General features: G+C 68.7%; 18 protein-coding genes. 11 read left to right on the forward strand and 7 right to left on the reverse strand.

Annotated features, from left to right (window positions below; translation table 11 throughout):
- Nucleotides 1-27 precede the first annotated feature (27 nt).
- Nucleotides 28-2,607, reverse strand: a complete 2,580-nt coding sequence (locus tag ACWRN3_RS03015) for an excinuclease ABC subunit UvrA (RefSeq protein WP_255175580.1) — start codon at nucleotides 2,605-2,607, stop codon at nucleotides 28-30.
- Between the two features lie 180 nt (nucleotides 2,608-2,787).
- Here ACWRN3_RS03015 and ACWRN3_RS03020 point away from each other — a divergent pair, with 180 nt between their 5' ends.
- Nucleotides 2,788-3,612: a DUF1206 domain-containing protein gene (locus ACWRN3_RS03020; protein ID WP_255175487.1), complete on the forward strand. Its 825-nt coding sequence runs from the start codon at nucleotides 2,788-2,790 to the stop codon at nucleotides 3,610-3,612.
- Here ACWRN3_RS03020 and ACWRN3_RS03025 read toward each other — a convergent pair.
- On the reverse strand, nucleotides 3,560-4,423 hold the full coding sequence (locus tag ACWRN3_RS03025; RefSeq protein ID WP_324645161.1) for an MBL fold metallo-hydrolase: 864 nt from the start codon (nucleotides 4,421-4,423) through the stop codon (nucleotides 3,560-3,562). The two genes, ACWRN3_RS03020 and ACWRN3_RS03025, sit on opposite strands and share 53 nt — an antisense overlap.
- 249 nt (nucleotides 4,424-4,672) lie before the next feature.
- Here ACWRN3_RS03025 and ACWRN3_RS03030 point away from each other — a divergent pair, with 249 nt between their 5' ends.
- Nucleotides 4,673-5,416: an SGNH/GDSL hydrolase family protein gene (locus ACWRN3_RS03030; protein WP_324645163.1), complete on the forward strand. Its 744-nt coding sequence runs from the start codon at nucleotides 4,673-4,675 to the stop codon at nucleotides 5,414-5,416.
- Nucleotides 5,417-5,486: 70 nt separating this feature from the next.
- On the opposite strand, the gene ACWRN3_RS03035 is transcribed toward ACWRN3_RS03030, so the two are convergent.
- Nucleotides 5,487-6,188 (reverse strand): SCO1664 family protein, encoded by a 702-nt coding sequence (locus ACWRN3_RS03035; RefSeq protein ID WP_324645165.1) that lies wholly within the window; start codon nucleotides 6,186-6,188, stop codon nucleotides 5,487-5,489.
- A 58-nt stretch (nucleotides 6,189-6,246) separates the two neighbouring features.
- Nucleotides 6,247-6,876, reverse strand: a complete 630-nt coding sequence (locus ACWRN3_RS03040; RefSeq protein WP_255175491.1) for an MSMEG_4193 family putative phosphomutase — start codon at nucleotides 6,874-6,876, stop codon at nucleotides 6,247-6,249.
- 104 nt (nucleotides 6,877-6,980) lie between these two features.
- Between ACWRN3_RS03040 and ACWRN3_RS03045 the strand changes: the two genes are divergently transcribed.
- Both ACWRN3_RS03045 and ACWRN3_RS03050 read left to right on the forward strand, forming a co-directional pair.
- A complete protein-coding gene (locus ACWRN3_RS03045; protein ID WP_255175492.1) occupies nucleotides 6,981-8,369 on the forward strand; it encodes a sigma 54-interacting transcriptional regulator in 1,389 nt (462 codons plus the stop codon).
- A 14-nt stretch (nucleotides 8,370-8,383) separates the two neighbouring features.
- Nucleotides 8,384-10,387, forward strand: coding sequence for a vWA domain-containing protein (locus ACWRN3_RS03050; protein WP_476739848.1), 2,004 nt, complete (start codon nucleotides 8,384-8,386; stop codon nucleotides 10,385-10,387).
- Here ACWRN3_RS03050 and ACWRN3_RS03055 read toward each other — a convergent pair.
- On the reverse strand, nucleotides 10,384-12,525 hold the full coding sequence (locus ACWRN3_RS03055; protein WP_324645169.1) for an amylo-alpha-1,6-glucosidase: 2,142 nt from the start codon (nucleotides 12,523-12,525) through the stop codon (nucleotides 10,384-10,386). The two genes, ACWRN3_RS03050 and ACWRN3_RS03055, sit on opposite strands and share 4 nt — an antisense overlap.
- 148 nt (nucleotides 12,526-12,673) lie before the next feature.
- On the opposite strand from ACWRN3_RS03055, the gene ACWRN3_RS03060 reads away from it, so the two are divergent.
- From ACWRN3_RS03060 to hrpB, 6 genes are all read left to right on the forward strand, one after another.
- A complete protein-coding gene (locus ACWRN3_RS03060; RefSeq protein ID WP_476739849.1) occupies nucleotides 12,674-13,309 on the forward strand; it encodes a dihydrofolate reductase family protein in 636 nt (211 codons plus the stop codon).
- Between the two features lie 169 nt (nucleotides 13,310-13,478).
- Nucleotides 13,479-14,426 carry a 5'-3' exonuclease gene (locus ACWRN3_RS03065; RefSeq protein ID WP_324645171.1) on the forward strand — a complete coding sequence of 316 codons (948 nt, stop codon included), beginning with the start codon at nucleotides 13,479-13,481 and terminating at the stop codon, nucleotides 14,424-14,426.
- Nucleotides 14,427-14,561: 135 nt separating this feature from the next.
- Nucleotides 14,562-15,077, forward strand: coding sequence for a flavin reductase family protein (locus ACWRN3_RS03070; RefSeq protein WP_324645173.1), 516 nt, complete (start codon nucleotides 14,562-14,564; stop codon nucleotides 15,075-15,077).
- Nucleotides 15,078-15,180: 103 nt separating this feature from the next.
- The gene (locus ACWRN3_RS03075) at nucleotides 15,181-15,483 is read left to right on the forward strand and encodes a hypothetical protein (protein ID WP_324645175.1); all 303 of its coding nucleotides are present in this window, start codon (nucleotides 15,181-15,183) and stop codon (nucleotides 15,481-15,483) included.
- Entirely contained in the window at nucleotides 15,473-16,060 is a 588-nt protein-coding gene (locus ACWRN3_RS03080; RefSeq protein ID WP_324645177.1) for a hypothetical protein, read from the forward strand. The genes ACWRN3_RS03075 and ACWRN3_RS03080 overlap by 11 nt, the downstream gene beginning before the upstream one ends.
- Nucleotides 16,061-16,102: 42 nt before the next feature.
- Complete coding sequence (gene hrpB, locus ACWRN3_RS03085; protein ID WP_324645178.1) at nucleotides 16,103-18,730, forward strand: ATP-dependent helicase HrpB; 2,628 nt, start codon at nucleotides 16,103-16,105, stop codon at nucleotides 18,728-18,730.
- A gap of 20 nt (nucleotides 18,731-18,750) precedes the next feature.
- On the opposite strand, the gene ACWRN3_RS03090 is transcribed toward hrpB, so the two are convergent.
- A complete protein-coding gene (locus ACWRN3_RS03090; RefSeq protein ID WP_324645179.1) occupies nucleotides 18,751-19,467 on the reverse strand; it encodes an alpha/beta hydrolase family protein in 717 nt (238 codons plus the stop codon).
- A 67-nt stretch (nucleotides 19,468-19,534) separates the two neighbouring features.
- On the opposite strand from ACWRN3_RS03090, the gene ligD reads away from it, so the two are divergent.
- Entirely contained in the window at nucleotides 19,535-20,557 is a 1,023-nt protein-coding gene (gene ligD, locus ACWRN3_RS03095) for a non-homologous end-joining DNA ligase (protein ID WP_324645181.1), read from the forward strand.
- 24 nt (nucleotides 20,558-20,581) lie between these two features.
- On the opposite strand, the gene ACWRN3_RS03100 is transcribed toward ligD, so the two are convergent.
- Nucleotides 20,582-21,202, reverse strand: a complete 621-nt coding sequence (locus ACWRN3_RS03100) for an L-threonylcarbamoyladenylate synthase (RefSeq protein ID WP_476739850.1) — start codon at nucleotides 21,200-21,202, stop codon at nucleotides 20,582-20,584.

Consider the following 21,202-nt stretch of genomic DNA (forward strand, 5'->3'; position numbering starts at 1 on the left):
GCACGCACGGGGGCAAGAGGGGCCGCCCTAGCGGTCCTTGCCGGCGGACGCGGCCTGCAGTGCTGCGGCGAGGTAAGGGGCCGTGCGGCTGCTGCGGGAACGGGCGACGGCGGCCGGGTCACCGGCGGCGACGATCGTGCCGCCGGCATCGCCACCAGCGGGTCCAAGGTCCATGACCCAGTCGGCGTCGGCCACCACGTCCATGGCGTGTTCCACCACGATTACGGTGTTCCCGGCGTCCACCAGGCGGTTCAACTGCGCCATCAGGAGCTGGACGTCGGCAGGGTGCAGCCCCGTCGTGGGCTCATCCAGGAGGTAAAGGGTGTGCCCGCGCCGGGCCCGCTGCAGTTCGGTGGCCAGCTTGATCCGCTGCGCCTCGCCGCCGGAAAGTTCGGTGGCGGGCTGGCCCAGCCGCAGGTAGCCCAGGCCCACTTCCTGGAGGGTCTGCAAGGACCGTGCGGCCGCGGGAACCCCGGCCAGGAAATCGGCCGCGGCATTGACCGTCATGCCCAGTACTTCCGCGATGTTCCTGCCCTGGTAGGTGACCTCCAGGGTCGCAGGGTTGTATCGGGTGCCGCCGCACTCCGGGCACGGGCCGTAACTGCCGGGAAGGAACAGCAGTTCCACGGCCACGAATCCTTCGCCCTGGCAGGTCTCGCACCGTCCACCGGCCACATTGAAGGAAAAGCGTCCGGGGCCGAACCCGCGGCTCCTGGCGGCATCGGTGGCGGCGAATTCCTTGCGGACGGCATCGAACAGCCCCGTGTAGGTGGCCAGGTTGGACCGCGGCGTGCGTCCGATCGGTTTCTGGTCCACTTTCACCAGGCGGTCGATCCGTTCCAGCCCGGAGACGTGCCCCACGGTCAGTGGTCCGCCCTGTTCCTCGACGTCGTCGTCCGGCTCCCCGGCGGGTGTGGCGGTACCGGCCTCACCGGTGCCGTGGAGTGCGGCTCCGGCAACGTCGGCGAGGACCCGGCTGACCAGCGTGGATTTCCCGGAACCCGAGACGCCCGTGACCGCTGTCAGGACGCCGAGCGGAAAGGCGGCGTCCAGGTCCCGCAGGTTGTGGCGGCTGACGCCCCGCAGTTCCAGCCAGCCGGAGGGTTCCCGCAGGGAATCCGTGCCCGCGCCCTCAGTTGCCGCCCCTGTTTCTTTCGCACCTGTTGCGCCGGGGAACAGGAACGGACGCGTTACCGACTCCGGTACCTCATCGAGGCCCTGCACGGGCCCGCTGTACAGCACCTCTCCGCCGTCCTCGCCGGCCCTGGGTCCAACATCCACAACCCAGTCAGCCCGGCGGACCATGTCCATGTTGTGTTCCACCACGAACACGGAGTTTCCCGACGATTTGAGCTGGTCCAGGACGGCCAGGAGGGGTTCGGCGTCGGCCGGATGAAGACCCGCCGACGGCTCATCCAGCACGTAGATCACGCCGAACAATCCCGACCTGAGCTGGGTGGCGATCCGGAGGCGCTGCATTTCCCCCGGCGAGAGCGTGGGCGTGGCCCGTCCCAGCGCCAGGTACCCCAGGCCCAGTTCCAGCAGTACGTTGATGCGCTGCAGCAGGTCGCGGGTGATGGCCACAGCCACCTCATTGGACTCGGAGGACTGCTTGCGGGACGCGGTTCCCGCTGTGGCCAGCCTGGTGGTGGGGCGGATGATGTCCGCGAGTTCGGTTATGGGCACCGCGTTGAGCCCGGCGATGGTCTGCCCTGCGAAGGTCACCGCGAGGGCCTCGGGCCTGAGCCCGGTTCCACTGCACCGCGGGCAGGGCCCGGTTTCCATGAAGCGCAGCACCTTTTCCCTCATGGCGGGGCTTTTGGAGTCGAGCAGCGTGTGCATGACGTAGCTCCTGGCGCTCCAGAACCGGCCCTTGTAAGGTTTGGCAACCCGGTCCCGCTGCGGCGTTACTTCCACCACCGGCTGTTCTTCGGTGAAGAGGATCCAGTCCCGCTGTTTCCGGGGCAACTGCCGCCACGGGATGTCCACGTCGTAGCCCAGGTGGGTCAGGATGTCGCGCAGGTTCTTGCCCTGCCACGCCCCGGGCCAGGCGGCAATCGCCCCGTCGCGGATGCTCAGGGACGTGTCCGGAACCAGGGATGCCTCACTGACGGTGTGGGCGGTGCCCAGGCCGTGGCACTCCGGGCAGGCGCCCGCCGCGGTGTTGGGGGAGAAGGCATCCGAGTCCAGCGGCGCTGCGCCCTCCGGGTAGCTGCCGGCACGGGAGAACAGCATGCGCAGCGAATTGGACAGCGTGGTGACGGTCCCCACGGTGGACCTGGAGGTCGCCGTTCCCCGGCGCTGTTGGAGTGCGACGGCGGGCGGCAGCCCGGTGATCAGGTCCACCTTGGGGTTGTGGCCCTGCTGGATGAGGCGGCGGGCGTAGGGCGCCACTGATTCGAAGAACCGCCGCTGCGCCTCGGCGTAGATGGTGCCGAAGGCCAGGGACGACTTGCCGGAACCGGAAACCCCGGTGAACGCCACGATCGCATCCCGCGGCACATCCACACTGACGTTCCGCAGGTTGTTTTCGCGGGCGCCGCGCACGCGGACGAACCCGTCTTCCGCGTGGTCGGCCGTGGGTTCGGAGATGTTCAGCTCGGTCAGTTCATCAAAGTTCTGTTTGGCATGCACCGCTTCGACTGTAGTAGCCAACAGTGCGTGGCCGGAACTTTCCCGGACCTGTCGGGACGGCGCGGACGGATTTACACTGAAGCATTCCGCGGCGCAGGCATGCGAAGCCGGCGGCGGAACAGGACATCAACTACATATGTGGAAGGGCCGGCCATGGGCAACGCGTCGCAGGGAGCTAACAGGGCAGTATCCGAGGCGGCCTCGGCGGGCCGCAGCCCGGCAGTTCGCGTGCTGGCCCGTGCCGGATATGTCTTCATTGGCCTGCTCCATATCCTGATTGGCGCCATCGCCCTGCAGTTGACCCGGGGCCAGGGTGGAGAAGCTGATCAGTCCGGGGCCCTGGGAAGCCTGGCATCCAAGCCGGGGGGCGGGATCCTGCTCTGGGCCGGCGCTGTTGCCTGTGCGGCGCTTGCCCTCTGGATGCTCAGCGAGGCTGCTTTTGGGGCGCGCACCGAGCCGGATTCCAAGAAGAAACTGAAGAAAGCTGCCGGTGCTGCGGGGAAAGCTGTGATTTTCGCTTTCCTTGCCTTTACCTTCGGAGTCTTTGCCGCCGGGGGCAGCAAGAACTCCAGCCAGTCGGCCAGCGATTTCACCGCAAAGCTGATGGGAGCGCCCGCCGGGGTGGTGCTTCTGGTGGTGCTGGGGCTGGCGATCATTGCAGGCGGCGTCCTTTACGCCTACCGGGGCGTTTCCAGGAAGTTCATGAAGGACCTGCAGGACCCTGGCAACGCACGGACCGCCGTGGAATGGCTGGGCATCATCGGTTACGCAGCCAAGGGTGTGGTGCTCGCCGTCGTGGGTGTCCTGGTCATCGTGGCGGCAGTAACCGCCGATCCGTCCAAATCCTCCGGCCTCGACGGCGGCTTGAAGACCCTCGGCGCACAGCCCTACGGCGGGTTCCTCCTCGCCGCCATCGCCGCGGGCCTCATTTGCTACGGCGTGTACTCGATGGCCCGGGCGCGGTACGGGAAGTTCTAGGCGCGGTACGGAAAGTTCCACCCACGGCAGGGGACGCTCCAGGCGTCCGGGACCTGAGAACTGCCAGCGCTTCCGCCAGCGGGGCGCCCAGGGCGGGGCCGTGGCCGGGAAGGACAGCCGCGGATTCCATGCCGGCCAGGTTCTGCAGGGCGGCCAGCGCGGCGGCCGGATTTTCGTGGTACATCGGGTGCAGCATCTGCGGTCCGGAAATCCGGCTGATCGGGTGGCCGCTGACAAAGCAGTCGCCCACGGCGATGGCACCAGCCCCGGGCAGGTGGATGGCTGCATTGCCTGGCGTATGGCCGGGCATGGGTACGGCAACGGGCCGCCCAGGCAGGGCCCGGAGCCTGGCAGCGTCCCACGCTTCGGCCGCCGGCACTGGCTTGGCACCCAGGGCGCCCGCCCTGATGACGTGCACCATCCAGCGGAAGATGCGCGGCCTCCAGGCGCGGCGGATGACCTGGCCAAAGGTGACCTGGTGCTTCTCCTTTCCCTGAACGTGGGCCAGTTCCCCGGGGGCGCACAGGACCGGGGTTCCGAATGACTCCGAAAAGAAGGCGGCGGAGCCCGTGTGGTCCACGTGTCCATGCGTGATCAGCAGTGCAAGGGCGTCGCCCGGTTCCAGGCCCAGGTGGCGGATCGACGCAAGGACGTTGCTGCGGTCACCGGGGTAGCCGCTGTCAATGAGGATGAACCCGGAAGGGTCCTGCACCACGATCCAGTTGGAGGCCGGCCCTTCGGCGAAGTAGACGCCGGGCGCCTGCTCGGAAACACTGGTTGCGGGGTTCCACCCGGTTGCCTGCCGCTGCACGGATACAGCGTAGCCCCGCCGGCTTCAGTGCAGCCCGGTAGACACCGGCCGGCATCGACCCCGCACGGCGGCAAGCAGGGTACCTAATGCCCTAAAGGTTCCTGTGCAGTCGCTGTGCATCCTGTTGATCCTGGTCACCTTGGCCCTAAAGTATTCCCACAATTGCCTACGATGGGACACGGACAAGTAGATAAACGGCCGGCGGTCAGTTCCCCGGCCACCCGGAAATTCCAGGCGGGAGGAGGTGCCATGCAGGACAGTGCGCTGCTGCACGGGCATCCCGGCCGGCTGGTGACTGCCGGTGTCGCTGCCCTCCTCCTGGCCGTGACGTCGGGAAGTGCAGCCCGGACCCAGCCCCCGGCCACGGCGGCGCCCCCGGTCCGCGTTGTGGTGGTGGGGGACTCTCTGAGCACCGGTCACGGCACGTCGCCGCAGCAGGCGTGGCCGGCGTTGATGCGCACGGACCCGGAGGTGGCGGGCCTTGAGGTGGTCAACGCAGCCGAGGACGGAAGCGGTTACCTCAGCCTGGGCGACTACAACGGAACCTTCGGCACCCAGGTGGATGATTACGTCACCCCGGACACCGGGATCGTGGTCTTTTTCGGTTCGGAGAACGACCTCGGCTACGCCTCTGCCGACGTCGGCGACGCGGCCCTGGCCGCCATGGACAGGGCAGAAGCCCTTGCCCCGGACGCCAGGATCATCGTGGTGGGGCCGCCGTCGTACACAACGGACCCTGACCCCGGGCTCCTGGATATCAGCGACCAACTCAAGACTGCCACTGCGCGGGCGGGCGGTGAGTACGTGGACCCGATCGCCGAGGGCTGGATCAGCGATGACTTTGATGACCTGATTGGCCCGGACGGCGACCACCCCACAGTGCTGGGGCAGCATTACCTGCTGGACCACATCGGGGCGCACCTTGAGCAGGCTGCACCGGCGGCCGCAGCCGCACTGGAAGCGCGCCAGGACGCGCACAGGCCCGCCGCCTGAACCTGGGACCCCTGAACTCCCGCCATCCACGCCTGGGACGCCCACATCTGGGACGCCTGGACTTCGCTGCCTAGACCAGCGGCCAGGGGTAGCGCCTGCCGGTGTGGTCAACGGGCAGCACCATCTCCTGCAGCATTCGCTGGACCCGGCGTTGAAGGGCAACCACCTCGCCGGGATGGAGCAGCGCTGCCACGTCAGCCGGAACAGTGTCCGCCAGAGGACTGATGTCCGCCAGCAGGTTGTCCGGAATCGGGTCGCCGGCGAAGTCCCAGATCACCGTGCGCAATTTGAAGGCAGCGGAAAAGCACAGGCCGTGGTCAATGCCCCAGATGCGGCCGTCCGCTCCGCGCAGGACATGCCCGCTTTTGCGGTCCGTGTTGTTAGCCACGTAGTCGAACAGGGCCATCCGGGCCAGCTCGTCGTGCGTTTCCGGGGAGTCCGCATACAGGGTGAAGTAGTGCTCCTCGTGGTCGCCCTCAATGAACCATTGCAGCGACCCCACGCCAAGCGGGGCATCCGTGCGGACCACCGTGGCCGGCACCATTCCCCAGCCCAGCGCTTCGCTCAGCAGGTACGCGGCGCGCTCCCGGCGGTACAGGCCGGCGTCGAAATCCGCCAGCGGCCGCTCTCCTGCCTCCGGCTTGTAGACGGCCCAGGCGGAATCGTCACCGCAGGAAAGCTCCGCGAGGAACGTGGCATTGCTGCCGCTCATGATGCGGCCCAGCAACTCCACGCGGCCCTCGGTGAGGAGGGTCAGCTCCCGCCCGGACACCGCATGCCCCGTGCCGCCGCGTCCCGCGGCGAGTCGTTCCCTGCCGGTCCGGATGGCATCACGGCGACCTCAGCCCGCTCAGGGGCTCCGACATCGAATTCACCGTGAGCACCGCCGGCGCCTGGCCGTCGGCATAGGAGATCACCGAGACCGACGCCGGGCTGATCATGATCCGCTGGAACAGGTCCAGGTGGGTGCCCAGCGCGTGGGCCACGGCCGCCTTAATGGGATCGGCATGGGAGAAACAGACCACGACGCCACCACGGTGGGCCGCCCGAAGATCCTCCAGCGTCCCAACCATCCGCGCCTGCATTCCGGAAAAGCCCTCGCCATTGGGGAAGCGGAACGCCGACGGGTTGTGCTGGACAGTCTGCCACTCCGGCAGGCCCGCAAGCCCGGCGAGCGCGGCACCGGTCCAGTCACCGAAATCGCATTCCAAAAGCCCGGCTTCTTCCTTGACCGTCCGGCCGGTGCGGGCGGCCGTAGGCTCCGCTGTCTCCCGTGCCCGCTCCAGGGGTGACGAATACAGCCCGTCGACGGGCAGGCCCGCAAGGCGTTCGGCAACAGCTTCAGCCTGCGTGCGGCCGCGCTCGGAAAGATGCAGGCCAGGGGCCCGCCCCGGCAGGACGGTGCCAGTGGTGGGCGTCTCGCCGTGCCGCACCAGGAGGATCAATGTGTTCTGTGTCATTGGGTCTAAGCGTAGCCGCGCGGGGAGCGGCAAGCGGTACCCGCGGGCGCAGGAATCTGGAGGAATCTATCGATTAGCCGCAGGGCGGGGATTACCGTAGAGGAGTGACTGATCGCCCCGATATCTACACCGTTGGTGAACTGCGCGCGGCAGGATACGTCCACAAGGACCTGCGGCACGAAATCCGCGACAACCTCCTCGCCGCCCTGGCTGCGGGACGTGACCCCTGGCCGGGCCTGTACGGCTTCAGCCGGACGGTGATTCCGCAGCTCGAGCGCGCCCTGCTCGCCGGCCATGACGTTGTCCTGCTGGGTGAGCGCGGGCAGGGCAAGACCCGCCTGCTCCGCACCCTGGCCGGACTGCTGGACGAGTGGTCGCCGGTGATCGAGGATTCGGAGCTGAACGAGCATCCCTTTGAACCGATCACCGAACAGTCCCGTGCCCGGGCACTGACGGAGGGGGACCGGCTGCGGGTGGCCTGGCGGCACCGTTCGGAGCGCTACGTGGAGAAGCTCGCCACACCGGACACGTCGGTCGCTGACCTGATCGGTGACGTGGATCCGATGCGGGTGGCCGAGGGCCGCCGCCTGGGGGACCCGGAAACCATCCACTACGGGCTGATCCCACGCTCCAACCGCGGCATCATCGCCATCAACGAGCTCCCGGACCTGGCTGAACGCATCCAGGTGGCCATGCTCAACGTCATGGAGGAACGGGACATCCAGATCCGCGGCTACGTCCTGCGGCTCCCGCTCGACGTGCTGGTGGTGGCATCAGCAAACCCGGAGGACTACACCAACCGCGGGCGCATCATCACACCCCTGAAGGACCGCTTCGGTGCGGAGATCCGGACCCACTACCCCATCGAACTGGAAGACGAAGTAGCGGTGATCCGGCAGGAGGGCCGGCTCGTTGCGGACGTCCCGCCGTTCATCCTGGAGATCCTGGCCCGGTATACCCGGGCGCTCCGCGAGTCGCCTGCCATCAACCAGACTTCCGGCGTTTCGGCCCGCTTCGCCATTGCCGGGGCGGAGACGGTGGCCGCGGCGGCACTGCGGCGGGCCAGCCTGCGGGGGGAGGAGCAGGCGGTGGCACGCATCATCGACCTGGAGCCCGCCGTGGAGGTGCTGACGGGCAAGATCGAGTTCGAATCCGGCGAGGAAGGGCGGGAACAGGGTGTCCTGGACCACCTCCTGCGCACCGCCACTGCGGAAGCTGTCCGGGCGCACTTCCAGGGTTTGGACATGGGGCCGCTCGTGGCCGCCCTGGATGGGCACCGGACCGTCACCACGGGTGAACAGGTCACGGCGCAGGAGTTCCTGGGCAACCTTCCGTCGCTGAACGGCTCGGGCCTCTACGACGAAATCGGGCGGCGCCTGGGTGCGGCCAATGACGGACAACTCGCCGCCGCCGTCGAACTGGCCCTTGAAGGGCTGTACCTGGGCCGCCGGATCTCCAAGGAATCCGATGACGAGGAAACCATCTACGGTTAGGCACAGGAGGCACCATGGCCATCCACAAGCGGTCCGCCAAGTACGGCCGGTATACCGGCGGCCCGGACCCGCTCGCCCCACCCGTCGACCTGGCCGAGGCGCTTGACGCCGTCGCCGAAGACGTGATGGCCGGCTACTCGCCCCGCCACGCCCTGCAGGAATTCCTGCGGCGCGGGGGCCGGAACCGGGACGGGCTGGATGACCTTGCCCGGCGCGTCCAGCAGCGGCGCCGCGACCTGCTCAGCCGGCACCGGCTGGACGGCACCCTGGACGAAGTAAAGAAACTCCTTGACACCGCCGTGCTGGAGGAGCGTAAGCAACTGGCCCGGGACGCCATGATGGACAATACCGACCGCGCCTTCCGGGAAATGCAGCTGCAGAACCTCCCGCCCTCCACAGCTGCGGCGGTCAATGAGCTGGCATCCTACGACTGGCAGTCAGGCCCCGCCAGGGAAGCCTACGACCGGATCAAGGACCTCCTGGGCCGCGAAGTCCTCGAGCAGCGCTTCGCCGGCATGAAGCAGGCGCTGGAGAGCGCCACCGATGAGGACCGGCAGGCAGTGAATGACATGCTCCGGGACCTGAACGAGCTACTGGGCAACCACCGGCGCGGGGAGGATACCGACGCCGACTTCCAGGACTTCATGGCCAAACACGGCCAGTTCTTTCCGGAGAACCCGGAGTCGGTGGAAGAGCTGGTGGACGCCCTCGCCCAGCGCGCCGCCGCCGCCCAGCGGCTCCTGCAGTCGATGTCCCCGGAGCAGCGCGATGAGCTGATGCGGCTCTCCGCCCAGGCCTTCGGCTCGCCCGAACTGATGGCCCAGCTCAGCGAACTCGATGCGACCCTCCAGGCCCTCCGCCCGGGGGAGGACTGGACAGGCTCGGAACGGTTCGAAGGGCAGGAAGGCCTGGGACTGGGCGATGGCACCGGGGTGCTTCAGGACCTCGCCGAACTCGACGAACTGTCCGAACAGCTCTCCCAGTCCTACAACGGCTCCCGGCTCGATGACCTGGACCTGGACGCGCTTACCCGGCAGCTTGGCGAAAATGCCGCCGTTAGTGCCCGGACCCTCGCGGAGATCGAGCGCGCCATGCAGGACGGCGGCTTGTTGCGGCGCGGCACCGACGGTGACCTCAGGCTGTCCCCGCAGGCCATGCGGCGGCTCGGGAAGTCCCTGCTCCGTGATGCTGCCAGGCAGCTGTCCGGCAGGCAGGGAAGCAGGGACACCAGGATGGCCGGGGCCGCAGGAGAACAGACGGGTTCGAGCCGGCAGTGGGAGTTCGGGGACGCCGAGCCGTGGGATGTCACCCGTACCATGACCAATGCCATCCGGCGCACCATGGCCGACGGCGGTGACCCGGCCCGTGGACTGCGCCTCGCTGTCGGCGACATCGAGGTATCGGAGACGGAGGCCCGCACGCAGGCCGCGGTTGCCCTGCTGGTGGACGTGTCCTTCTCCATGGCTGCAGAAGGGCGGTGGGTTCCCATGAAGCGGACCGCGCTCGCACTGCACCACCTGGTGTCAACCCGCTTCCGCGGTGACCGGCTGGAGCTGATCACCTTTGGCCGTTACGCACAGTCCATGGACATCGGAGAACTTACGGCGCTGCCCGCCCTCCGCGAACAGGGAACCAACCTGCACCACGGCCTGCTGCTGGCCGGCCGGTTCTTCCGCCGGCACCCCTCCATGCAGCCCGTCCTGCTGGTGGTCACCGACGGCGAGCCCACGGCGCACCTCCTGCCGGACGGGGACTCCTGGTTCAACTGGCCGCCGGACGCAGAGACCATCCGCGCCACGGTTGCCGAACTGGACCGCCTTGGCCGCGCCGGCGTCCAGGCCACTTTCTTCCGCCTCGGCAACGACCGCGGCCTGGAGCGGTTCATCCAGCGGATGGCGCGGCGGATCGACGGCCGTGTTGTGGCGCCCGAAGTGGGCGGCCTTGGAGCTGCCGTGGTGGGGGAGTACCTGCGCGCCCACGTCCGCAGCGCCTACGCCGACGGCGACTGGGAAGTTTAGCCTTTGGCGTCCAGTCCGGCCTGCGAGATGAGCTCGGTCAGCCAGGGCCGGTGTTCGCGGTGGAACGTCAAGCCCTCCGGCAAGCCCTGCACCGCAGGTTCGCCGTCTCTGATGTCGATGGTGATGCGGCCGCCGGCCAGGGGAGCGTTGGTGATGTGCAGGTTCCCGTAGGACTGGGGCAGCGCCGGATCCATCCAGAAGCCACCGCGGGAGACGTGGGCGTCGTACCGCATCAGGCAGGTGATCAGCATGATCGGCGCGGTGGCCGCCCAGGCCTGCGGGGAGCAGGCCGTGGGGTATGGCACCGGCTCGGCCACCTGCTCCCGGCTGAAGCCACAGAACAACTCCGGCAGCCGGCCGCCGGAAAAATCCGCGGCTTCGAGCAGGGCGGTGGCGATGCGCTGCGCCTCCTCGACGAATCCGTACCGCATCAGCCCGGCCGCAATAATGGCATTGTCATGCGGCCATACTGAACCGTTGTGGTAACTGGCAGGGTTGTAGGCCCCCATATCTGAGGCGAGGGTCCGGACACCCCAGCCACTGAACATCTCCGGCGACATTAGGCGTTCAGCCACCAGCGGCACCTTGTCATCGTCAACGATGCCGTGCCACAGGCACTGCCCCATATTCGAGGCGCAGGCATCAACCGGGCGTTTTCGGCCGTCCAGGGCTACGGCGAAGTAGCCACGTTCCGGCAGCCAGAATTCCTCGTTGAACCTTTTCTTCAACTGCGCCGCCTCGGCGGTGAGCCGGGCAGCCAACGGCGCCTCCCCGCCGTCGTACGCCATCCATGCCCGGGACAGCAACGCTGAGTAGACCAGGGCCTGCACCTCGCAAAGCGCGATGGGCGGCTCGGCAATGGTTCCGTCCGCGAAATTGATCCCGTCCCAGGAGTCCTTCCACCCCTGGTTGATAAGGCCCTGGTCGTTGAGGCGCTGGTACTCAACGAACCCGTCGCCATCCTTGTCGCCGTAGGTCCTGACCCAGTCCAGGGCCCGGTCGGCGTTGGGCAGGAGGGCGGCTATGGCGTCCTTTCCGAACCCCCAGCGGCTGACCGATGCCAAGGTCATCACAAACTGCGGGGTGGCGTCCACGCTGCCGTAGTAGACGGATTTGCCGCCGAGCGCCAGCCCGGAGGACACGCCCAACCGGACTTCGTGCAGGATCTTCCCGGGTTCCTCCTCGCTCATCGGGTCCACCACCTTGCCTTGCCGGTCCGCCAGCGTCTGCAGGGTGCCCAGGCCCAGGGACGGGTCCACGGGCAGCGCCATCTCCGAAGCCCACAGCGAATCACGCCCGAACAGGGTCATGAACCATGGTGCGCCGGCGGCCACCACTATCCGTTCCGGATGCTCGGGGTCCTCGATCCGGAGCGCTCCGAGGTCGTCATAGCTCCGCCGCAGCGTGCGTTCAATGGACCGGTTCGCCATCTGCAGCCTGGGGATTTTGGCGACCCATTCCTGGTGCCGCCGGTCACTCGGTGACACCCCGTGCCCGGCGGGGCGCGAAACGTTGTGCTGCCCTGCCGGTGCCACGCTCAACCGCGTGCTCCACTGGCCGTATCCGGGAACCACGGCGCGGTATGTGAGTGCCCCGGGGGAGGCGACGGCGCCGCGTCCCCTGACCAGGACAGCTTTCCGCAGGTCCTGCCAGGCCGCGCTGATAATCAGGGAATCGCCGTCGGCTCCGCGGGTGACGTCCCACCGCCGCTGGACCCTCGCCTCCTTCACCTCGAACAGATCGGCGAAGTCCGAGTCGACGGCCACGGAGATGCTGCATTCAACGGGGTTGCCGGAATAGTTGCGGATCGTAATCTCCTCAACCACTCCGGCCGCCACTTCCCGCAGCCGCTCCACGATCAAGGGGCTGTCCGCGTACCCGTCGGCCCGGGGAACGCGGCCAATGAACAGTGCCCGGTAGGGTTCCTTCGTCTCCGCCGCCAACGGCTCAAGGGGCTGGCCGTTCACCGTCATGCTCCACCCCGACAGGATGCGGGTGTCCTCATGGAAGACGCCGTGGGGCAGTTCCGGGTGGATATCACCATTGGCTGCGGAGATACAAAAACATGAGCCCTCGACCAGGGTCACGGTCCCTGCCCCCACAGGCCCTGCCGCTGTGTCTGCATTCCATCCAGCCATGTCCGCTCCTTAGACGGCTACGACGGTTCCGGCGCAATAGACGCTACGCCTGCGGCAGGGCTGATGAAAGGGCCCGACCCTTGTACCGCCGCCCTGGCGGGCATAGCATTGCCGCCAGATCAACGCCGATCAGTCCAAGGAGCCGGCCATGGGAGCCACACCTGCCGAACCGTCCCAGGCACCCCTGATGGTGGACCTGATCATTTCGCTGGACGGTTACGCCTCCGCAGAGGGCTGGCCGGGGTGGTGGGGACTGGAGGGGCCCGAATACCTTGCCTGGCTGGACCAGGAATCGGCGAAGAACTACACCTTCCTCCTGGGCTCGAATACGTACCGGTTGATGTACGGCATGTCCGCGCAGGCCGCGGCGGACCGGTCCGGTTTTTCCGAGGAGGAGGGCGCCAGCCTCACGGGGCTGTCCGCCGTACCGAAAATCGTGTTCTCTTCCTCGCTGCAGTCTCCCCTGGACTGGCCGAACTCGACCCTGGTAACCGGGGACGCGGTTGACGCGGTCCGCGAGCTGAAGCGTAGGGGAACGGGGCCCCTGAGTACCTTGGGCAGCATCAGCCTTGCACGGTCGTTGCTGGTGGCGGGCCTCGTGGACCGGTTCCGTCTGGTGGTTTTCCCCGTGATTACCGGCGCCACCGGGCGCGAGCGGATCTTCGATGGATATCCCGACGTCCGGCTGGACATGGTGCAGAGCAGGACGTTCGACGGCAGGCTCCAGCTGCTGGAGTACGTTCCCACGGTACTCACCGGCCCGCCCGGCACCGGGCAACCGTGACCGTTGCCCTTAGCACCCCGACGTCCGGCTGAACCGTAGGCAGCATTTCCGGTTCGAGCAGGCAGGCCGGGTCCTCCTGGGACTGGGAATCACCGCGCAGTCGTTCCAGGCGCCACGGCGGAGGTCGCGGCTGCTGCCCGGCCGGCCGTTTCCATGTGAGGATCGAGGTATGCCCCAGCGCCTCATGCTGCTCGACACTGCCTCCCTGTACTTCCGCGCCTTCTACGGCCTGCCGGACACCATCCGCCGACCGGACGGCACGCCGGTCAATGCCGTCCGCGGGCTGCTGGACATGATCGCCCGGCTCAGTACCGATTACGGGGCCACCCACCTGGTGGCCTGCTGGGATGATGACTGGCGGCCGCAGTGGCGGGTTGACCTGATCCCCACCTACAAAGCCCACCGGGTGGCCCGTGCAGTCCCGGGCGGCACGGACGTGGAAGTGGTGCCTGAGGGCCTGGAGGCGCAGCTGCCCATGATCCGCCGCGTGCTGGAGTTGGCGGGCATCGCCATTGTGGGGGCAGCAGAGCATGAGGCCGACGACGTCGTGGGCACCTATGCCAGCCGTGCCGGCCTTCCTGTGGATGTCGTCACGGGCGACCGGGATCTTTTCCAGGTGTGCGACGACGACCGTGGGGTCCGGGTGATCTACACGGCCCGCGGCATGAAGAACCTCGAAGTCATCACCGAAGAAACCGTCGTGGCCAAGTACAAGGTCCTCCCGCAGCAGTACGCCGATTACGCCACGCTGCGCGGCGACGCCTCCGACGGCTTGCCCGGCGTGGGCGGGATCGGCGAGAAGACGGCGGCATCCCTGCTGCTCAAGTACGGCACCCTGGAACGGCTGCTGGCGGCGGCGGAAGACGACGACGGCGGCGTGTCCAGTCCTGTCCGGGCCAAACTCTCCGCCGCCGGCGCGTACCTCGAAGCAGCTCCCGCCGTCGTCCGCCTGGTGCGCGACCTCGAGCTGCCCACGCTTGAGCAGGCGGGTGCCCTGCTGAAGCCGGTGACGGGTGACCGGCGCGCCGAACTTGAGCGGCTGGCCATCGACTGGAACCTCGGCGGCTCTGTCCGCCGCCTGCTCGCCGCGCTGGACCAGCGGACGCAGCCGGCATAAGGGCCTGGCCCCGATGACGCCGGATGTACGGCCGTGACCTTTCGTTGCGGTACGCGTCCGCGTGTTTCGGGCGGCTTGAGCGGGCCGCTTGGCTGATGGTTTGGTGAGGTAAAGCTCCAGATGAGAGGCCACTCCATGACAGTCACTTCAGATCTTGCTCCCCGCCGGCTCCGGGATATCTTCGGAACATTCGCCAGCGGCCTGACCGTGGTCACCGGTTCCACCCCCGGCGGGCCCGTGGGTTTCACCTGCCAGTCCTTTGCCTCACTGTCGCTGGACCCGGCGCTCGTGACCTTCAGCCCGGCACGCACATCGAGCACGTGGCCCGTGCTGCGGAGGGCCGGTTCATTCACCGTCAACATCCTCCCCGCGGAACACCAGCACCTCGCCGGACAGTTTGCCCGCCCGGGAACGGACAAGTTCGCGGGCGTCGCGCACACCCCCTCGCCGCTGGGGAATCCGGTGCTGGAGAACGCGCTCGCCTGGATCGACTGCGACCTCCATGCAGAGTACGACGGCGGTGACCACACCATTGTGGTGGCTGCCGTGCGGCACCTCCACGCGCGGGGCGACGCCGAGCCCCTGCTGTTCTTCAAGGGCCGGTACGCCGGGCTCGCGCCGGCCGGGCACCTGCTCGAAGCGGCGGGCTGATTCCGGCCCCCGCCTCCGCACTCTTGATTCCGGCCCATGTGGTAGTAAGCTTACTGAGCATTACTAGTAAGCTTGCTGATTAAATGGGATGGGAGCAGGAGCCATGGGCGCAATATTCGGTACGGCCCTGTCACTTGCGCTGACCTTGGGCGGTGCTGCGGTGGCGGCGGCAGGTGGCCCCGGGGCGGCCCAGCACTACCTGGCCGGCCACGTGCTGCTCGGGGTTGGCATTGGCCTGCTGATCGCCACTGCCCTCCGAACTGCAGCCCGTATCCTCATGGCGCGGCCGGCCCCTCCGGTGCGCGTGGCTGCGGTGCCGACGCCCGCAGTTGATACCGCCACTGTCACGGTCCTGCCCGTGCGTTCCGCGTCCACCCTTCCGCTGCGGGGCAGGCATGCGGCCTGACCCGGAGAAACCGGCCGGACCCGCTCCGGCGCGGGCGTCCACTCCTGTACCCCGCCGCCGGGTCCGCGCCCTGATGATCCTGTGCTGCGCCTTGGTCGCAGCCCTTGTCGCGGGAGCGGCAGCCGCCCGCCCGGGCGGCACGGACGACGACGTACTGCGCGGTTTCCAGATCCGCGTGCTGAGCATCAGCCAGGCTGCCTCGGAGAACAGGATGGACGGGGCGCTGGCCGCCTTGCAGGCGCTCGAAAAAGACCTCGGCGAAGCCGCGGCGGCAGGCCGTGTTTCGGCTGCCCGCTACCGCGGCATCGAGGACGCGCTTTCGGCGGTCCGGGCGGACATCGCCACGCAGGTGGCAGCTGCGTCCGCCCCGGCAGCGCCGGCCCCGGAGCCGGCCGGCGGCGCCCCTGCGCCTGCCCCTGCCCTGGCAGACACCGCCGGGACCGGGCCCAGCCCGGTGGCCCCAGTTGTCGAGGCCGTCGCTCCGGCACCTGCCCCGGCCCCGGAAGCGCCCGGTTCACAACGGTCGGACACCGCAAAGGAAGCCAAAGGCAAGGGCAGGAGCCAAGGCAAACCCTGAGCGCGGCGGAGGAGTGCTTCCCCGTCAGGGCAGAATGGACGGATGATTCCTCCTGACGGCAACCCCGCCGCCGGCGCCTTCGACCTTGCTGCCATCGGTGCCGGTCTAGCCTTCCAAGGCTCCCTGCCCGCACTGCGGCAGGCGTTGAAAAGCGGCGCCGCCGTTGTCCAGGCTCCGCCGGGAACCGGCAAAACCACGCTTGTTCCGCCGCTGCTCGCCAATTTGTATGGCCAGTCCGGCCGCGTCATCGTCACCCAGCCCCGCAGGGTTGCCGCCCGGGCCGCCGCGCGCCGCCTCTCCGCCCTGGACGGCAGCGGCCTGGCCGGCCGCGTGGGCTACACGGTCCGGGGGGAACGCCAGGCGGGCCCGGCCACCCGGGTTGAGTTTGTCACCCCGGGCATCCTGCTGCGCCGCCTGCTGGCAGATCCCGCGCTTGACGGGACGGCCGCCGTCGTCCTGGACGAAGTGCACGAGCGCGGGCTGGAAACGGACCTCCTGGTCGGCATGATCGCGGAGGTCCGTGCGCTGCGCGGCGACCTCGCCGTCGTCGCCATGTCCGCCACGCTGGACGCAACCCGGTTCGCGGCACTGCTGGCCGATTCCGACGGCGGCGGCCCGGCGCCCGTGGTCGGCTGTGCTTCAGTGAATTATCCGCTGGAAGTGCACTGGCTCCCGGCACCGGCGGCGCGGCTGGACGCCAGGGGAGTGGCGCCTGCCTTCCTGGACCACGTTGCAGCGGCAGCGGCGGACGCCCACGCACGTGCGCTCACCGCTGACAACGCAGTGGATGCCCTCGTGTTCCTTCCGGGCGCCAGGGAAGTCTCGCACGTGGCCGCGGCGCTCCGCGGCCGGCTGGGCCGGAGCGTAGAGGTGCTCGAACTTCACGGCCAGGTGGCGGCATCGGAGCAGGACCGGGCCGTGTCGGGGCGGAATCCCGGAGATCCTCCGCGGATCATTGTCTCCACCGACCTTGCCGAGTCCTCCCTGACGGTGCCTGGCGTCCGGCTGGTGGTCGATTCCGGCCTGACCCGCGAACCGCGGCGCGACTCAGGCCGCGGCATGAGCGGGCTGGTCACGGTCTCCTGCTCCCGGGCGTCGGCAGACCAACGCGCCGGCCGCGCCGCACGGCAGGGCCCGGGGATGGTGGTCCGCTGCTACACCCAGCAGGCCTACGGTGCGGCTCCGGCCCACGTCACCCCGGAAATCAACGTGGCGGACCTGACCGGCGCCGCCCTCACCCTTGCCTGTTGGGGAGCGCCCGGCGGGAAGGGACTCATGCTTCCGGACGCGCCGCCGCGCCAGGCGATGGACGACGCCGTCGAGGTGCTCCGGGAACTGGGCGCGGTATCGGACGACGGGCAGGTGACGGCCGCGGGCCGGGTCCTCGCCGCCATCCCCGCCGATCCACGGCTGGCACGGGCACTGCTCGACGGCGGCGCCTCCACCGGCCGCCGGCTCGCCGCCGAAGTGGTGGCCGCGGTCTCCGGAGACCACCGCGCACCTGGCGGCGACCTGCCCAGGCTGCTGGCGCAGCTCCGAGCGGACAAGGGCCCGGCGGGAAGGCGCTGGGCGGAAGAGTCCAGGCGGCTGGCTGCCATGGCGCAGCGGACGGGCGCGGTCGCCCTGCCGGATTCCCCCAGCGCCGCGGATTCCCCCAGCGCCGCGGGGAACTCCGACGCGGTGGGCGCCGTCGTCGCCCTCGCGTTTCCCGACCGCATAGCCCGCCGCGTGCCGGGCAGCGAGGGGGCAGGACAGTACCTGCTGACATCCGGCACCCGGGCAGGACTGCCCGCGGGCAGCACGTTGTCAGGCCACGAGTGGCTGGCCGTGGCCGAAGTGTCCCGGGCCTCGGGCCGGGACGCAGGGGGCACCGGCGCCGTGATTCGGGCCGCCGCGCCCCTGGCCGCCGCCATGGCCGAAACGGCGGCGTCGCACCTGCTGGCAGACACGGTGGAAGCGGACTTCAGCGGAGGCCGGCTGAGTGCGCGCAGGACACGGCGGCTGGGTGCCATCGTGCTCTCGGCCACACCGGTGCGCCCCAGCGCCGAACAGGGACGGAGGGCTGTGGCGGTTGCGTTGCAGTCCCAGGGGCTGGCGGCCCTGCCATGGTCGACGGCGGCGGCTTCCTTCCGGCGCAGGCTCGCATTCCTGCACCGCCAGCTGGGAGAGCCCTGGCCGGATGTGTCGGACACCGCGCTGCTGGAGCGGCTGGAAGAGTGGCTGGGGCCCGAACTGGAGGACCTTGCGGCCGGGAAACCGGTGGGCTCCCTTGACCTGGCGGACCCCTTGCGCCGCCTCCTGCCCTGGCCGGAAGCTGCCCGGCTGGGTGAGCTGGCCCCCGAAAGCCTTCAAGTCCCCAGCGGCTCCCGCATCCGGATCGATTACCCGGAACCCGGCGATGATGGTGCGGCGCCCGTCGTTGCCGTGAAACTGCAGGAGTGTTTCGGACTCGCCGAATCCCCGCGGCTGGTGGACGGCCGTGTCCCGGTGCTGTTCCACCTGCTCTCCCCGGCCCGGCGGCCCCTCGCCGTGACGGATGACCTGACCTCTTTCTGGTCCGGCCCGTATACCCAGGTCCGGGGCGAAATGCGCGGCCGCTACCCCAAGCACCCCTGGCCCGAGGACCCCTGGTCAGCCCCCGCCACCGCACGCGCCAAGCAACGCAGGTAGCCGTGCTCCGGGCGCCCCTGTCATGAGGCGGACCGGCATGTGAGGGAAGGGCCGCCTCCTTGGCTGTGCGCTGCGATGAACGCGGCCACAGGAGCTGCCAGGGACGCACCCACTTCCCCGGCCGGCCGCTTCTTTCCCGCCACCGCGAAGGAGTGGTCACCGCCCTCCGCCCACTGGAGCACGGCGTTGGGCCCGATCCGGGAGACGACATCCTCAAGGATCCCCGGTGTGGCAAACGTGTCCCGGGTTCCCTGCAGGAACAGCATCGGGGTGCCCAGCCCGTACAGGTGCTCATCCCGGAGCTTCTCCGGCTTCCCGGGAGCATGCAGGGGATAACCCAGGTAGACCAGCCCCGCCACGTCCATGCCTTCGGCTGCAGCCATGGAGGCCATCCTCCCCCCGAACGACTTGCCCGCCGCCCACACGGGGCCGCGGTCACCGTGGGCGTCTGCCTGCGCCCGCGCGGCGGCCATGGCGGCCCGCCAGGCGGCGATGGCCATGGGAGGACGGTCAGGGAACTTCCGCCCTGCCTCCCGGTAGGGGAAATTGAAGCGCAGGGTGGCCACGCCCAGGCTGTTCAGGGCATCGGTGAAGCCGTGAAGGAAAGGGTGCCCCATGCCGGCACCAGCGCCGTGTGCCACCACCACGGTGGCGGTGGGCTCTGCGGGGCGGGCATAGACGGCGGAAAACGAGGCGTCCCCCACGGCGACGGTGAGCTGCTCATCGGATGCTGGCATGGCTCCATCATGCCGGAGGGTGGCGGATGTACCCATCCCCGCCGGTGGCGGGGTGTACGTTGTCCCCATGGCGAGTGAACAGACCACCATTACCGTGCAAGGCCCCAACGGACCGCGCGACATGCGCATTTCCAGTCCCAGCCGCGTTCTCTGGCCGGACCTGGGTCTCACCAAACTGGATTTGGTGAAGTACATCTGTGATGTGGGGGAGGCATTCATCGCCGCGAACGGCGACCGGCCCGTGGCGCTGCAGCGGTTCTCCGGCAACATCGACGGCGAACAGTTCTTCTCCAAGAACCCGCCCAAGGGCACGCCGGAGTTCATCCGCTCCGTCAAAGTGGTCTACCCCAGTGCGAGGTCCCACCCCCAACTGGTTTTCGACGAGCCTGCCGCAGCCGTGTGGGCCGTCCAGATGAACACCGTGGTGTTCCATCCCTGGCCCTCGCGGGCAGAAAACATTGACAACCCGGACCAGCTGCGGATCGACCTCGACCCGCAGCCCGGCACCGATTTCGACGACGCTGTCCCCGCTGCCCTGGTGCTGAAGGAAGTCCTGGCCGAGGCCGGGCTCACCTGCTTCATCAAAACCTCCGGGAACCGGGGCCTGCACGTTTACGCCCCGATCGAACCCACCCGCGAGTTCCTGGACGTCCGCCACGCCGTCATTGCTGCGGCCCGGGAAGTGGAACGGCGCATCCCGGACAAGGTGACCACCGCCTGGTGGAAGGAAGAACGCGGCCGGCGGGTATTCCTAGACTTCAACCAGGCCAACCGCGACCGCACCATCGCCGGAGCCTACAGTCCGCGGGCCCTCCCGCACGCCCCCGTGTCCTGCCCCCTGGGCTGGGATGAACTGGAATCGGCGGATCCGAAGAACTTCACCATCCTTACCGTGCCGGAGCGGCTGAAGACGGTGGGTGACCCGTGGGCGGACTTCAGTGCCGCTCCCGGCACCATCGACACCCTGCTGCAGTGGTGGGACCGTGACTGCAAGGCCGGCCTGGGAGAACTGCCCTTCCCGCCCGACTACCCCAAGATGCCGGGCGAACCGCCGCGGGTGCAGCCCAGCAGGGCACGCAAGCAGGACTGACCCGCTGCCCCGGCCGGCGGGTGGTCACTCGAAGCGGGACGGATCGCCCATTCCGCGGCGCACCACCTCGGCCACCCCGCTGGAGAAGTCGACAACGGTGGTGGGCTCGGCGCCGCAGTCGCCGGCGTCGATCACGGCATCCACCTGGTGGTCCAGGCGTTCCTTGATCTCCCAGCCCACGGTCAGCGGTTCCTCCTCGTCCGGCAGCAGCAGGGTGCTGGACAGCAGCGGCTCGCCCAGTTCGGCGAGCAGCGCCTGGACCACACGGTTGTCCGGGATGCGCACCCCCACCGTCTTCTTCTTGGGGTGGAGCAGCCGCTTGGGAACCTCCTTGGTGGCGGGCAGGATGAAGGTGTAGCTGCCCGGCGTGACGGCCTTGATGCTCCGGAAAACGTCGTTGCCGATGTTCACGAACTGTCCCAACTGCGCGAAATCCCGGCAAACCAGCGTGAAGTGGTGCTTGTCATCCAGGTGCCGGATGCTCCTGATCCGGTCCAGGGCCTCCCGGTTTCCCATCTGTGCCCCCAGCGCGTAGCAGGAGTCCGTGGGGTAGGCGACCAGGCCGCCGTCGCGGATGATCTTCACTGCCTGCGCGATGGCGCGTGGCTGGGGGTCGTGGGGATGAACGTCAAAGAATCTGGCCAT

It is taken from the genome of Pseudarthrobacter sp. rb (assembly GCF_056389225.1).